Here is a 13,346-nt window from a genome sequence, read left to right as displayed (position 1 = left end):
AGGCAGTATAAAAAACTGCCTGGCCAAATAAAGTGAGCAATATTTGCGGCCACTTAATTTGAGCTAAATGTGGTCAATTAGTGTGAGCGGTAACATTTAATGGCTTTTGATTATGCTAAAGCGGTTATTGATAATGAAATTGCTCTTATGCTGAAAAAGTTGAAAACTGGTATTGTCTATGATGAAAAAGAATTATGCATTGATTTGGTAAGAGAAGTTGGTCCTGGTGGTTCCTTTATGAACTTGGATCATACTTTAAAAAATATGAAGAAAGTTGGTTTTCTGCCGAAGATTGCTACCAGAGAAATGAGAAAACGCTGGGTAGAAGAAGGTAAATTAGAAGCTGCCGATAGGGCAATGCGGGAAGTGCAAAAGATCTTTAAAAATTATAAAGGAATGCAATTCCCAGATGAGGTTGAAAGAAAAATCCGGGAGCGATTCCCAGGCTTGGTACCTGGCAACGTACAATGGGAATAACATTTAGGGTAAAAGGGGGAAGAGGCAATGGGTATAAAAGATATTTATGAAGCTGTAATAAATTATGATGAAGATAAAGTTATTAAATATGTAAAAGAAGAATTAGCAAAAGGTACGGATGTTTCGGAAATTTTAAATAACGGCTTAATTGCTGCCATGGATGAGGTTGGTCGCTTATATAGTGAAGGAGAAATTTTTGTGCCAGAAATGTTGCGATCAGCTTTAGCTATGAAAAAAGGTTTAGAATTACTTAAACCTTATCTTTTAAATTCTGAACAAAGTTCAAAAGGTGTTATTGTAATGGGTACGGTAAAAGGAGATTTGCATGATATCGGTAAAAGCCTTGTGGGGATGATGTTAGAAGGTGCAGGCTTTGAAGTAATCGACTTGGGTGTGGATGTTGATGCGGAAAAATTTATAACCGTTGCCGAGGAGAAAGGCGCAAAAATTATTGGTTTGTCAGCATTACTTACGACTACAATGCCGGAAATGGGTAAGGTAATCAAATTAGTAAAGGAAAAAGGATTAAATGTGAAAGTAATTGTGGGTGGAGCACCTGTGACCGCAGAATTTGCTGAAAAGATAGGTGCTGATGGGCATAGTGTTGACGCTGCAGGGGCAGTGGAGTTAGCCCGCCGCTTGGTAGGACAATAATTAAGAAAAAAGGGGAGGAGAGTTCAAGTGTTAATTGTAGGGGAGCTAATTAATGCAAGTAGAAAACAAATTGCCGATTTTATTAAAGATAGAAATGTAGCTGAAATACAAAAGGTAGCAAAAGATCAGTGGGAAGCGGGTGCAGACTATATTGATGTTAACGCAGGGATTTTTGTCGGAGAAGAAGCTGAATTACTAAGATGGTTGGTACAAATTGTTCAGGAAGTAGTGGATGCTCCATGCAGTATTGATAGCCCAGACCCCCAAGCGATAGAAGCTGCTCTAAGCGTGCATAAAGGGATAGCGATGATAAATTCTATATCTTTAGAAAAGGAAAGATTTGAGAAACTTTTGCCAATTATTGCTGGTTCTGATTTAAAAGTTATTGCTCTTTGTATGAGTGATGAGGGAATGCCCGAAACAACGGAAGAAAGAGTTAAAGTGGCTGATAAACTGATTAATGCTTTGGTACAAAATAATATTAAAGAAGAGAATATTTATGTTGACCCACTGGTGCAGCCGATTGCTACAAACCACATCTTTGGCAAAGAATTTTTAAATGCTATCGATGAGATTACCAAAAGATTTCCCACTGTTCATACTATGTGCGGCCTCTCTAATGTTTCCTATGGCTTACCTAACCGAAAGTTTCTGAATCAAACTTTTGCAGTAATGGCTATTGCCAAAGGTTTAGACGGATTAATTATCAATCCTCTTGATAAAGAAATGATGGCGAGAATTATTGCAGCAGAAACATTAATTGGGAGAGACCTTTACTGCAGTAATTACTTAAAAGCATATCGTGACAAAAAGTTCGAATTTTAAGCAAGTATTATTTACACCTTGCCGCCTTTTGGCAAGGTTTTTTTGTAGATGGGGTGAATAAGATGGTAACTAGAGTGATTTTATTCGACTTTGATGGAGTAATCGCTGACAGTTTTTCGATATTTTGTAAATGCTTTTTTGAAAGCTGTAAAACGGTAAATATAAATAAATTTGCTACGCAAGAAGACATCTTACGTTTGTTTTATGGGAACTTTTACCAAAGATTAAAAGATGAATTACAAGATGAGGTTATGGCAAATAAAGTAATGGAAGTTTATTTCATTAAATTAAAACGGGAAATAGGAAAAATTAAATTATTTGCAGGCATGGATGAAGTATTAATGAAGCTATCAAAGTTAGCCAAAATTTTTATAATTACTTCAAATCGAGAAGAAATAGTAAGAGAAGTATTAATTAATAATAAAATAATTGAAGATTTAGAAATTTTTGGGTCGGAGCAAATAAAAAGTAAATCGTTAAAAATTCAATCTATATTAAAAAATTATAATAATTTTTCAGAAATATTTTTTATTACTGATACCGTTGGTGATGTCCTTGAAGTAAAAAAATTTCCAATAAAAATTGCCGGAGTAGCGTGGGGATGGCACAAACCGGAGGAATTGCTAAAAAACGGAGTAGAAATAGTTTTTAAATCCCCAAAAGAGTTATTAGAGAAATTTAGTTAAGTAGTAGCTGAATTGTATAAGTCAGAATCGACTTGTAAAAGCACCAAAACAGGCCTAATTATATTGGCACAAAAATTGCTAAAACATCGAAGAGAAAATTTTAATGAGGGGGGTAGATCGGATAGATCGCACGGACTCTAAATTCGTGCAGCCGGGTGAAACGCCCGGACTCCCCGCCAAAAACAGGTTGGAGGTTTTTATGCAAACCTGGAGTTTATCTCAGAAACAACGTTTAATTGAATTAAATGCTCCGCAAGAGCTTTTAAATAAAACTTTTACGACCGTTGAGGAACGTAATAAAGCTTTTCAAGTTCTGGAAAAGAAATTGGTTTTGGAAGCAAAAAAGCACCTTTCCTATATTCAAAAAGTAACTCGACAACCGGAAATAAGTATTATGGAAAAAAAACTTGATGAAGTTTTAACTACTCATGGTTTTGTAAAAGTTATTACACCTACCATTATTTCCAAAGAAGCTTTAATTAAAATGGGTATTATTGAAAGTCATCCCCTATTTAAACAAATTTTCTGGATAGGTGAAAATAAATGTTTAAGGCCGATGTTAGCACCCAATTTATATAGTATGTGGAGAAGGTTACAGAGATTGTGGGAAAAACCCATTAAAATTTACGAGATTGGTACATGTTATCGCAAAGAATCAAAAGGTTCAAAACATTTAGCGGAATTTACCATGTTAAATGTTGCAGTACTGGGAATTGCTTTAAAAGAAAGAAAAAGGGTGTTTGAGGAAATCGTTAGACTTGTAATGGAAACCTTTGAAATCAAGGATTACCGGGTGGTTGAAACCACTTCGGAGGTTTATGGAAGTACTTTCGATGTAATTAAAGGATTTGAATTAGCCTCTGGGGCAATGGGACCTCATCCTTTAGATGCAAAGTGGGAAATTTATGATCCGTGGGTAGGTATTGGATTTGGTATAGAACGATTAATTCTCGCCAAAAGGGGCGTATATAACATTCAAAGTGTTGGACGCAGTCTTACCTATCTTGATGGCATACGCTTAAATATTTAAATGCAAATTGTATAGCTTTTGTTTAAATTTATTTAAAAAATCTTAAAAAAGGAGATGAATTCATGGTAGAGAAAATTCTAATTGATGAATCGATTAGTTTAGAACATGTTGGGAAAATTTATCAGCTGGTAAGTAAAGTTCCTGAGTTTAAAAATTCTCGAATAAATCAAATTGAAATTTTACCTGGTGGCTTAACGAATAGTAATTATAAAGTAACGATTTCGGGAGTTGATTATGCTTTAAGAATTGCTGGCGCAGGTACAGCCGAATATATAAATAGACCTGCGGAGAAGCATGCTGCGCAATTAATGGCGGAATTGGGAATTAATGCGGAAGTGATTTATTATGATGAAACAACTGGGGATCAAATTTGCCGTTTTATTCATGGAAAAACTTTGCATATACCCGACTTTCACCAAAATGAGGACTATATTGTTAAGGCGGCAAAAGTATTTAGAAAATTTCATGAGAGTGGTTTAGAGTTTTTAACAGAGTTCAACTTACTTCAAGAAATGGAAAATTACAAGAATTTATTAATTCAGAAAAATTATAACTTTTATGATGGAGCTGAGACCTTAGAAAAAAATGTAGCAGAAGTAAAGAAAGTTTTAGCTATTAATCCTCCAAAGTTAGCTCCTTGCCATAACGACCCTTTGTGTGAAAATTGGATAGATAATGGTGAAAAGCTGTTTTTAATTGACTGGGAATATTGTGGAATGAACGATCCAATGTTTGATTTAGCTGCTCTTGTTTTGGAAGCCGATTTAAATGAAGATCAAGAAAGGCTCTTATTGAGATCGTATTATGATAGTGATGTGATTACGAAAAAACAATACGGCAGTTTAATCATCAATAAATTTTTATGTGATGCCTTATGGTCTTACTGGGCAGTGTTGCAAATTGCCACAGGGAAGCCTCATGAAGAATATTGGCATTATGGCTTAAACCGGTTTAATAGGGCCTTAACCCTTGTCGCTAATGGGAAATTGCAAGAAGCATTAACAGCGTTTGATGATTAAGACTATTAGGTGGGAAATGTTATGCTGCTTTCGAACAAGGTAGATATAATTTTAGAAAAAGCAATGTATGAAGAAGAGTTGACCAGTGATGAAATTAAATATTTGTTGCTTTTAAGTGAGAAAGATGATATAGCAAAGATGTTCCGAGTTGCAAGATTTTTACGTTATAAATATTTCAAAAATAAGATATTTTATTACGGTTTTCTTTACTTTTCAACTTTCTGCCGCAATAATTGTAATTTTTGTTTGTATCGCAAAAGTAATCAGATTGTTCAAAGGTATCGAAAGGATAAAAAGGAAATTTTGGAAATTTCCGAGCAATTGATTGCTTCTGGTGTGCACTTGATTGATTTTACAATGGGGGAAGATCCTTATTACCTTTTAAATGATGAAAACCTTGAGGAATTAATGAATTTGTTTAAAGAAATAAAAACAAAATTTAATATTCCACTAATGGTATCGCCTGGGGTAGTTTCTGAAAAAATTTTAGATAATTTTAAAATAGCCGGTGTTAATTGGTACGCCTGTTATCAAGAAACTCACAATAAAAAGTTGTACCAAAAACTCCGGATAAATCAGAGCTTTAATGAGCGCATGGAAAAAAAATTTTATGCTAAAAAAATAGGTTTACTTATTGAAGAAGGGATTCTTGTAGGAGTTGGGGAAACCGTTGATGACATAATTAATTCTTTTGAAAATATGAAAATTTTGGACGCTGATCAAGTAAGAGTCATGAGCTTTATTCCTCAGCGCAATACTCCAATGGAAAATTGGATTTCGCCGCAAAGAATTTGGGAACTTAAAATTATTGCAGTAATGAGGCTTTTATTTCCAGATAGATTAATACCGGCATCGTTAGATGTCGATGGTTTTTCGGGGTTAAAAGACCGTTTAGCTGCGGGGGCAAATGTTATAACTTCGATAATTCCTCCGCGGAAAGGGTTAAAAGGTGTTTCTAATTCAGAGCTCGATATTGATGATGGTAAAAGGTCTACAGATTTTATTACTCCTTTTTTAATGAAGCATAATCTTTGCCCTGCAAATAAAGAGGAGTACGAGGCTTGGCTTCTAAAAAGGAAAAGGCCTGGTGATTTTTAAAAAAATTACAGGAGAAGATTATGCGGGTTGCTGTAATTGGTGGCAAATTGCAAGGGGTTGAAGTTTGTTATTTAGCCAAAAAAGCTGGTTGGGAAGTAATTTTAATAGATAAGAACATAACAGTGCCGGCTAAAGGTTTAAGTGAGTCCTTTTTTTCTATAAATGTTTTTGATAAAAAAGTTGCTGACTTATTGAAAAATACGGATTTAATAATACCTGCCCTTGAAAGCTTAGAAGTTTTACAAGAGTTACAGAAGATAGCTGTAGAAATTGATGTACCTTTGTTGTTTGATTTGGATTCTTATAAAATTACTTCTTCAAAAATTATTTCCAATAAGTTAATCCGTAACCTTAAAATACCTCAACCTGACCAGTGGCCAAATTGCAAATTTCCCGTTATAATTAAACCTTCTTTTTCCAGTGGGAGCAAAGGGGTTAGAAAAATATCAAATTATTTGCAGCTTAGTAACCTAAATCTCAAAGAGCTTGTGGATGATTGGGTTATAGAGGAATATTTAGATGGTCCATCTTTTTCCATTGAAGTTGCTGGATTTAAAGAAAACTACCGTACTTTGCAAATAACTGAACTGCAAATGGACCCCAGCTATGACTGCAAACGGGTTATTGCTCCTGCAAATTTACAGGAAAGTTTGCAAAAAAAGTTAGAAAACATTGCACTGACTATTGCCCAAAAATTAAGGCTAAAAGGAATTATGGATGTTGAAGTTATTTTAAGTGGAGGTCAATTGAAAGTTTTAGAGATAGATGCAAGGATTCCCAGTCAAACTCCGACGGTAGTATTTCATGCAAGTGGAGTCAATATGCTGAAAGAAGTGGGAGAAGCTTTTAAATGGGGCAAAGAACTGACATTCCAAAAAAATAAAGACGAGGCAGTAATTTATGAACACATAAGGGTGGATTCCGAGAAAATTGAAGTATTAGGTGAAAACATTATGACCACCGGTGGACCCTTAACCCTTATGGAAAATTTTTTTGGAGCCGATGAGGCTATTACCAATTATACTGCGGGACAAAATCAATGGATTGCAACTGTAATATTCAAAGCAAAAACCTTAACTGAAGTTTGGGAAAAACACAAATATTTTATTGAAAATTTAAAAAGAACTTTTAAGATACAAAAGTATATTGATAATTTTCCTAATTGAACCAAATAAAGGAGCCAGTGATGCTTATGACTCGATTAACAAATTTTGACATAGCAAACATTTCAGCCAACTTAAAAAACTATGATCAGGAACTTTTTTTAAAAGCAGGCCTTAGGTTAAAGGAAATTGCGGCAAAAGCTACGCAAAAAGATGTAACAATAGAGAAGATAAATTACAAAGTTGCAGTAATACCTATGACTTGCGGCCAAGGGGTTATCGAGGGATTTGCGGAAACGGTGCGGGACATAATAAAGTTTTTAGGATTTAATGCTTTTGTTTGTCAAAAAAGTGACGTTGCTGGTTTTGTTGAAGCGTTAGATAAAAGGGCAAAAATCATATTGATGGCTGATGATGAAAAATTTATTGCTTACAATTTGGAAAATCATAAAATTTCGGATAATGATAAAGCTACAGCAAAAGGTTACGTTATTGCCCTGGATTCTATGGTAAAAGGGGTACAAGGAAAAGATATTCTGTTACTCGGAGCGGGAAGGGTAGGAAGTTATGCTGCCTTTTACCTGACAAATCTGGGAGCTCATTTAGCCATTTACGATATTGAACAGCAAAAAGCGCTAAATTTAGCTCGAAAAGTTAATGATGCTTTTAATATTGAGCCCAAAATAATTTTTAACTTAGATGATGCCTTAAAAAGATATGACATTATTTTTGATGCTACGCCGGCGCCGCAAATTATTAATGAACAACACCTCAGTGAAAATAAATTTATTGCTGCTCCCGGGATTCCTTTGGGGGTAAAAAATGAGTTGATTCCCATGATCCAGCAACGGTTAATTCATGATCCCCTGCAAATTGGTGTGGCTACGATGATTTACGATGTATTATAGGAGAGGTTTATGATGGACAGGACATATAAAGTTAAAAATATTGAAAATGTGATAAGTAGTAAAAAAGATGAAAAAAAAAGGTACTACCGTAAAAATTATAATTTTTTTGAATTGTTAAAAAAAATTAAGCTTTGGCCCTCCAGAAAAGGAATATTGCATGGAATAAAATCCATTACCGTAATTGGTAATAAGGCAGAGATTACTACTCATTGCAATGAGAAATTTATGATTCGCAATTCAAAAAATAGTCGCGCCTCAAGGTGGCTGAGAAATAAATGGTTAGTTAAAGTTTGCCCACGGTGTAAAATTCCACAGTGGAAGTTAGAAAAGTATGCCTCAACTATTATAACCCAAGACTATGGTGCAAAGTTTTAATAATAACTTTTTAAAGGAGGGGGGTTGAGGGAGCTTTACTGGTGGTTTTAAAGTTAATGTTTAAAAGTTTATTATTACAATACTAAGGAGGCGTATAAAAGTGAGTAATTTTGAAAGTTTAGCACAAATGGTAATTGCAGGACAGGAAGAAGAAATTAAGGCAGCGGTAAAAAATTTACTTGATGCAGGGGTTGATCCCTTAGATATTATTAATAATGGTTTAGTAGCGGGAATGAATGTTGTAGGGGTAAAATTTAAATCCGGGGAAATGTTTGTTCCAGAAGTGTTAAAGTCGGCCAAGGCTATGGCCGCGGGAATGGAGCTAGTCAAACCTCTCCTTACAGACAAAAAAGTTGAAAGTAAAGGCAAAGTATTGTTAGGAACTGTAAAAGGCGATTTGCATGATATCGGGAAAAATTTAGTTGCCATGATGTTGGAAAGTGCTGGCTTGGAGGTTATCGATTTAGGAATTGATGTTGACCCGGAAGATTTTATAAATGCTGTTTATGAATATGAGCCACAAATCGTAGGAATGTCTGCACTTTTAACGACAACCATGCCCAGAATGAAGGAGACCATAGAAATGTTTGAAGAAGAAGGAATTCGCGATAAAGTAAAAATTATTGTTGGTGGTGCGCCTGTAACCAAAGATTTTGCTGAAAAAATTGGTGCGGATGGTACTGCTCCGGATGCTGCTTCTGCTACCGAACTTTGTTTAAAACTTTTGGGCAAAGCTTAAGAAAGCGAACGCTCTTGGCTCCCTGGCCAAGGGCGTTCGCTTTTTCCTTTTTTAAAATTTCGGTTTCTTTCTGCGTTTTTCTTTTTCTTTTGCCTTAATTTCGGCAGTTTCTGCTTCGGCTTCTTTGACGATTTCTTTGAGTTGCTTCTGGATGTTTTCCGGCAGCGGACTTGGATTTTTGAAATTTTCTAGAATGTCAATTGCTTTTTCGTAAGCCCGCTCTACAATATCTTTGCCTCCTAGCGCCATCCAGCCATCGCGATTGTGTCTATCAATTAATTCAGTTGTGGATAATTCTCTGAAATGTTTGTAAGTGTGTTCGTGGCTCAGGAACTCGCCTCCGGGCCCTACCGAACGAACAACTTCCAGAGCCATTTTTTCATCGTTTATTGGGATGCCTTTTACGCAATGCAGTATTTGTCGGACAAATTCATTTTGCATGACAAGAGTTGCATAATCCCAGGTTAAGCCACCTTCGAGTAAGCCAAGACCATAAATCATGTTAGCCCCTGCTAACGCTGGTAGGATAGCGGTCATGGCAAACTCGAAAGCTTGCTGAGCATCGGGAACTTTGCTATCAGTCTATCCACCCGCCACCCAGCTCGGGACCTTATAAAATTGTGCCAATTGAGCTACCGCTGCACTGAAAAGTGCCAATTCGGGAGCGCCAACGCAAGCAACGGTTGTCCTTAGATCCATCATTGTTGTAGAAGTCCCATAAACCATGGGATAACCTTTTTTAAGTAACTGGCCTAATACAAACATACTGAGAATTTCAGCGTTATGGGTAACCAAGGTACTTGCTAAATGAACGCATGTGGTACCTCCCGCTAAACCCATGGAATTGATTTTAGCGGGAACACCCCATTTAATTGCCTCAATTAATGTATCGGTAGCACCTTTGGAGTGTACTAAAGGACTGACCGGGTCGGTACTTTGCGAGAATAGTGGTCTTTCTCTAAATTTGTCTTCGCCTCCGGCAACAATATAGCCCATTTTGGCTACAGCCCGTAAATTTTCCGGACGATTCATACCAATGTACGCATGTTTTGTTGAATAGTTATAAAAAGACTCGGCAATGTGCACTTGTGCAACATCTGGATCTACTTCGGATGGACCAATGGCCCTTTCGAAAACTACTATCTGGTCCATAGCTTCACAAAATCTGGTCACATCATCAACATCTTTTTTAGTTGGTTTACGAATTTGGCGGGTATAGGGGTCAATTAATTGAACTGCTTCGCCGAAATTCACAAATCCAGTGCGATTGCCCTCGCAAATCCAGTCATTTTCTGGGTTACGCCCACAAGCCCTAAAGGTTTTCGGAACCGAATTAATAGCATCTTCTACCAAGTGAGGCGGAATTTTTACTATTTGGGTTTCGGGATTAACAATACAACCATGACTGTAAAAAATTTCACGGGCTTGTTCGCTTTCTACTTTAACTCCAACATGCCATAATAAATCTAATGTTGCTAAATGAATGTCATACAATTCATCTTCAGTGAACATTCTGAGACCAATGCCTTCCATTCTTAAACTTCCTGCATGTAAACCTCGTCTAGCCAAAAAATCACCTCCTAAAGAATGATAGTAAATGTTAAGCTTAATAAATTATGGCTTTGATTACCACCTCCTGTAAAGCTAAAGAATTAAAGTTGGCTTTAAAACAATCTTCCTAGCAAAAAATATGCCACAATAAAAAAAGCCGGAAAGTCCGGCTTTTAAGGGTTTGTAATTTACTTATGATTTGAAAAAGTTTAAATAAGTCAGAGATGATTTATTTGTTTAACGATTTAGAACAATATTTGCGAATAAGTCGGTTGGCTTTACTTTGACTGATTTTTAAAGCCTTGGCAACTTTATAGGAACTTTTGAACTGCTGGTAGGCCCTAGTAATTAGTTCTTTTTCGAAATCGGCTAATGCTTGTTCAAGGGAATTAGGTAATTGTAGAGGTTTTTCATCGGGTGGTGAAGTACCGATGGTATTGAATGGGATGTCAAAATTGTTAATAGTATTTTTAGTTGAGATAACCACCAGACGTTCGATAACGTTTTCCAGTTCACGCACATTGCCCGGCCAGGAATAAGCTAAAAATTGATTAAGGCACTCTTTACCCAACGTACGGGAGGTATGGTATTTTTTGTTGTATTTTTCCAAGAAATATTGGGCCAAGGGGATGATTTCTTCCTTTCTTTCTCTAAGGGGAGGAAGTTCGATTTCAAAAGTACTTAGGCGGTAATATAAATCTTCTCTAAAAGTTTTATTTTTTATCATTTCCCGTAAATTCCTGTTGGTTGCAGCGATAAAACGGCATCTTGCTTTTTGAACTTCGCGCCCACCGATTTTAAAATATTCTCCTTCTTGTAAAATATGTAAAAGCTTTGTTTGTACGTTGAAAGGTAAATCACCAATTTCATCTAGAAAAAGCGTTCCTTCAGCAGCTAAATCGATTAAGCCCATTTTACCTTTTTCGCTGGCTCCCGTAAAAGCTCCTTTTTCATAGCCAAATAGTTCGGCTTCAAATAATTCTGGCGGTATGGAAGCGCAGTTTAATGTAATAAAGGGTCCGTTTTTTCGGTTACTGTTCTTATGGATAAATTTGGCGAGCATTCCCTTTCCTGTGCCGGATTCCCCAAGAATCAATACCGGAGAATCGACTTGGGCGATTCTTTTAGCCATAAAGATGATGGATTCCATTTTTTTGCTTTTACAAATGAAATCGGGAATATCTAATTCGGTTTTTCTCAGCCTCTTTACTTCTTCTTTCATTCGCTTCAGCAATTTTTTACTTTGTTCAAGCTCATGTTTTAAGCCTTCGGTTTCGGTAATATCTCTTGAATTTTCAATAACAAATTCGATATTTCCCTCATCGTCAAAAATAGGAGTAGCTGTGGTTAAAAGCTTTTTACCGGTTCGGGTGGTTTGTTCGATGGTAAGTCTTTGTTTGGTTTTAAGTACTAAGGGACTGAGCCGTGGCTCCCATAAACCGTACTTGGAAAGTTCTTCCGAGCTTTTACCAATAATTTCAGAGGCTTTAACCCCGTAATGCTTTTCGCAGGCATTATTAACATAAACAACTATTCCCTCGGCGTTCACTATATAAATCTCATCAAAGGAACAATCGAGAATCTTTTTTAAAGTGTCAAAGTCAAAATTGACTTGACTTTTTAACATAATGTCTTCCCCCGGTTAACTTATACACACTTTGTTAAAAATAATTCGGCATTACTTTAAAAATTCCTTTTACAAAAATAAATATTCGACAAAAAAATCAGAAAAGTCAAAAAACCAACAAAATTTAACACAAATCCAAAGAAAGTTAAAGCCTGTTGAATAAGTCAAAAGAGAATTAACGAAATTTAAACCCTTTTGTAGCACTGCGCTGGTACAAAATTTGCTTGAAATTTTTAAAAACCATAAGCTTTTGGGAGGTGATGGAGAAAATTGGAATGAAACTCAAATTTTAAAACAATTGAAAAAATACAAACAGTACTCTGAAGGTAAACAGCATAAGTGACATTCAGGAAAAAACCGCATGTGGTAGATTATGAAACCACTGTAGAACAGGATTATTTAGAAAAACGGAAATTAAAGAGATTTGTCAGGCCGCTTTTACTCGGTGGCTTAGGAGTAGGCTACGTTATATCTTGTGACTATTTTGGCGGGAATTTTGACATTGGTGCTGGCGTATTTGGTGGATTACTGGTTGTTACGATTTTAATGGGGATAGTGTATACTTTGCTGCTTTCGTTGTTTTATTATTAACAGCTGGGGCAGGAGGCGCGGAAAAATGGCAACTTCCGGTAAGCTTTTCCCCGAAGCGTTAGGTACGTGCTACGGCAATAAACATTTTATCGTGGTAAGTTTAGGAATTTTCGATTTAACGGAATTGGCGGCAAGCTTAAATGGCATTATTTTTGAAGCAGGACGGGCAGTATTTGCTTTATCCTTGGCAGGTTATATACCAAAGTTTCTTTCTCTGGTCAGCAAAAGATCCCATACCCTTTATGTGACAATCATTATTAACGGAATAGTTGACAACGAACTTTACAAATTTAGGTAATATCGATGTTTTATCAAATTGTAGTCTTTGGGGCTGTGATTTCTTTCATTTTTTAATGATGCTTTCAGTGATGCTTTCAGCAATTGTACTTAGGATTAAAGAATCCAATCTTCCCCAACCCTATAGAGTACCATTATATCCTTTAACCCCGGTTGTGGCTTTAATATTAGCGATTATTATGCTTTTTGCCGGATTGTTTATACTTCCAAAATGATTTTATGGACGGCTTTTACCTACCTATTATTTGTGCTTTACTTCTGGCTATTTAGTCGCCATCGTTTGATAGTAAAAGTTTCCGAAGAAGAATTTGCAATTATTGCCAAAGCAGAGGAGGAGCTAAATTAATTGGGGGAGGATAATGTGGC

15 protein-coding genes and 1 pseudogene are annotated in these 13,346 nt (G+C 36.1%); 14 read left to right on the top strand and 2 right to left on the bottom strand.

The features are described from left to right. Window positions 1-99 precede the first annotated feature (99 nt). The 11 genes from CARFE_RS0107035 (at window position 100) to CARFE_RS0106985 (ending at window position 8,914) form a co-directional block, all read left to right on the top strand. Window positions 100-477, top strand: coding sequence for a trimethylamine methyltransferase family protein (locus tag CARFE_RS0107035; RefSeq protein WP_028052241.1), 378 nt, complete (start codon window positions 100-102; stop codon window positions 475-477). A gap of 27 nt (window positions 478-504) precedes the next feature. Continuing rightward, window positions 505-1,131 carry a corrinoid protein gene (locus tag CARFE_RS0107030; protein ID WP_028052240.1) on the top strand — a complete coding sequence of 209 codons (627 nt, stop codon included), beginning with the start codon at window positions 505-507 and terminating at the stop codon, window positions 1,129-1,131. A gap of 27 nt (window positions 1,132-1,158) precedes the next feature. Continuing rightward, window positions 1,159-1,956, top strand: coding sequence for a methyltetrahydrofolate cobalamin methyltransferase (locus tag CARFE_RS0107025; protein WP_028052239.1), 798 nt, complete (start codon window positions 1,159-1,161; stop codon window positions 1,954-1,956). 62 nt (window positions 1,957-2,018) lie between these two features. Then, window positions 2,019-2,642 carry an HAD family hydrolase gene (locus CARFE_RS0107020; RefSeq protein ID WP_028052238.1) on the top strand — a complete coding sequence of 208 codons (624 nt, stop codon included), beginning with the start codon at window positions 2,019-2,021 and terminating at the stop codon, window positions 2,640-2,642. Between the two features lie 199 nt (window positions 2,643-2,841). Further along, on the top strand, window positions 2,842-3,672 hold the full coding sequence (gene pylSc / locus CARFE_RS0107015; RefSeq protein WP_028052237.1) for a pyrrolysine--tRNA(Pyl) ligase large subunit: 831 nt from the start codon (window positions 2,842-2,844) through the stop codon (window positions 3,670-3,672). Between the two features lie 62 nt (window positions 3,673-3,734). Next, window positions 3,735-4,691 (top strand): choline kinase family protein, encoded by a 957-nt coding sequence (locus CARFE_RS0107010; protein WP_028052236.1) that lies wholly within the window; start codon window positions 3,735-3,737, stop codon window positions 4,689-4,691. A gap of 21 nt (window positions 4,692-4,712) precedes the next feature. Continuing rightward, window positions 4,713-5,789, top strand: coding sequence for a methylornithine synthase PylB (gene pylB, locus CARFE_RS0107005; RefSeq protein ID WP_028052235.1), 1,077 nt, complete (start codon window positions 4,713-4,715; stop codon window positions 5,787-5,789). 20 nt (window positions 5,790-5,809) lie between these two features. Further along, window positions 5,810-6,955, top strand: a complete 1,146-nt coding sequence (gene pylC / locus CARFE_RS0107000) for a 3-methylornithine--L-lysine ligase PylC (RefSeq protein WP_028052234.1) — start codon at window positions 5,810-5,812, stop codon at window positions 6,953-6,955. Window positions 6,956-6,981: 26 nt separating this feature from the next. After that, window positions 6,982-7,800: a 3-methylornithyl-N6-L-lysine dehydrogenase PylD gene (pylD, locus tag CARFE_RS0106995; protein WP_028052233.1), complete on the top strand. Its 819-nt coding sequence runs from the start codon at window positions 6,982-6,984 to the stop codon at window positions 7,798-7,800. A 9-nt stretch (window positions 7,801-7,809) separates the two neighbouring features. After that, complete coding sequence (pylSn, locus tag CARFE_RS0106990; protein ID WP_084138857.1) at window positions 7,810-8,175, top strand: pyrrolysine--tRNA(Pyl) ligase small subunit; 366 nt, start codon at window positions 7,810-7,812, stop codon at window positions 8,173-8,175. Window positions 8,176-8,275: 100 nt separating this feature from the next. Continuing rightward, window positions 8,276-8,914: a cobalamin B12-binding domain-containing protein gene (locus CARFE_RS0106985; protein WP_028052231.1), complete on the top strand. Its 639-nt coding sequence runs from the start codon at window positions 8,276-8,278 to the stop codon at window positions 8,912-8,914. 51 nt (window positions 8,915-8,965) lie between these two features. Here CARFE_RS0106985 and mttB read toward each other — a convergent pair. Together mttB and CARFE_RS0106970 are read right to left on the bottom strand one after the other, a co-directional pair. Then, a pseudogene (gene mttB / locus CARFE_RS16555) lies at window positions 8,966-10,426 on the bottom strand ([trimethylamine--corrinoid protein] Co-methyltransferase). Between the two features lie 268 nt (window positions 10,427-10,694). Further along, window positions 10,695-12,092, bottom strand: a complete 1,398-nt coding sequence (locus tag CARFE_RS0106970) for a sigma-54 interaction domain-containing protein (protein WP_028052229.1) — start codon at window positions 12,090-12,092, stop codon at window positions 10,695-10,697. A 339-nt stretch (window positions 12,093-12,431) separates the two neighbouring features. Here CARFE_RS0106970 and CARFE_RS0106960 point away from each other — a divergent pair, with 339 nt between their 5' ends. The 3 genes from CARFE_RS0106960 to CARFE_RS16705 all read left to right on the top strand — a co-directional run bounded on the left by CARFE_RS0106960 (window position 12,432) and on the right by CARFE_RS16705 (window position 13,326). Then, window positions 12,432-12,683 (top strand): hypothetical protein, encoded by a 252-nt coding sequence (locus tag CARFE_RS0106960; protein ID WP_154652734.1) that lies wholly within the window; start codon window positions 12,432-12,434, stop codon window positions 12,681-12,683. Window positions 12,684-12,708: 25 nt separating this feature from the next. Then, a complete protein-coding gene (locus CARFE_RS15575; RefSeq protein ID WP_028052227.1) occupies window positions 12,709-12,981 on the top strand; it encodes a hypothetical protein in 273 nt (90 codons plus the stop codon). Window positions 12,982-13,191: 210 nt separating this feature from the next. Next, complete coding sequence (locus CARFE_RS16705; RefSeq protein WP_257020544.1) at window positions 13,192-13,326, top strand: hypothetical protein; 135 nt, start codon at window positions 13,192-13,194, stop codon at window positions 13,324-13,326. Window positions 13,327-13,346 lie beyond the last annotated feature (20 nt).

Origin of the sequence: Carboxydothermus ferrireducens DSM 11255 (assembly GCF_000427565.1) — a bacterium.
Classification (GTDB): Bacteria; Bacillota; Z-2901; order Carboxydothermales; family Carboxydothermaceae; genus Carboxydothermus; species Carboxydothermus hydrogenoformans.
This window is presented reverse-complemented; position numbering and strand designations above follow the sequence as displayed.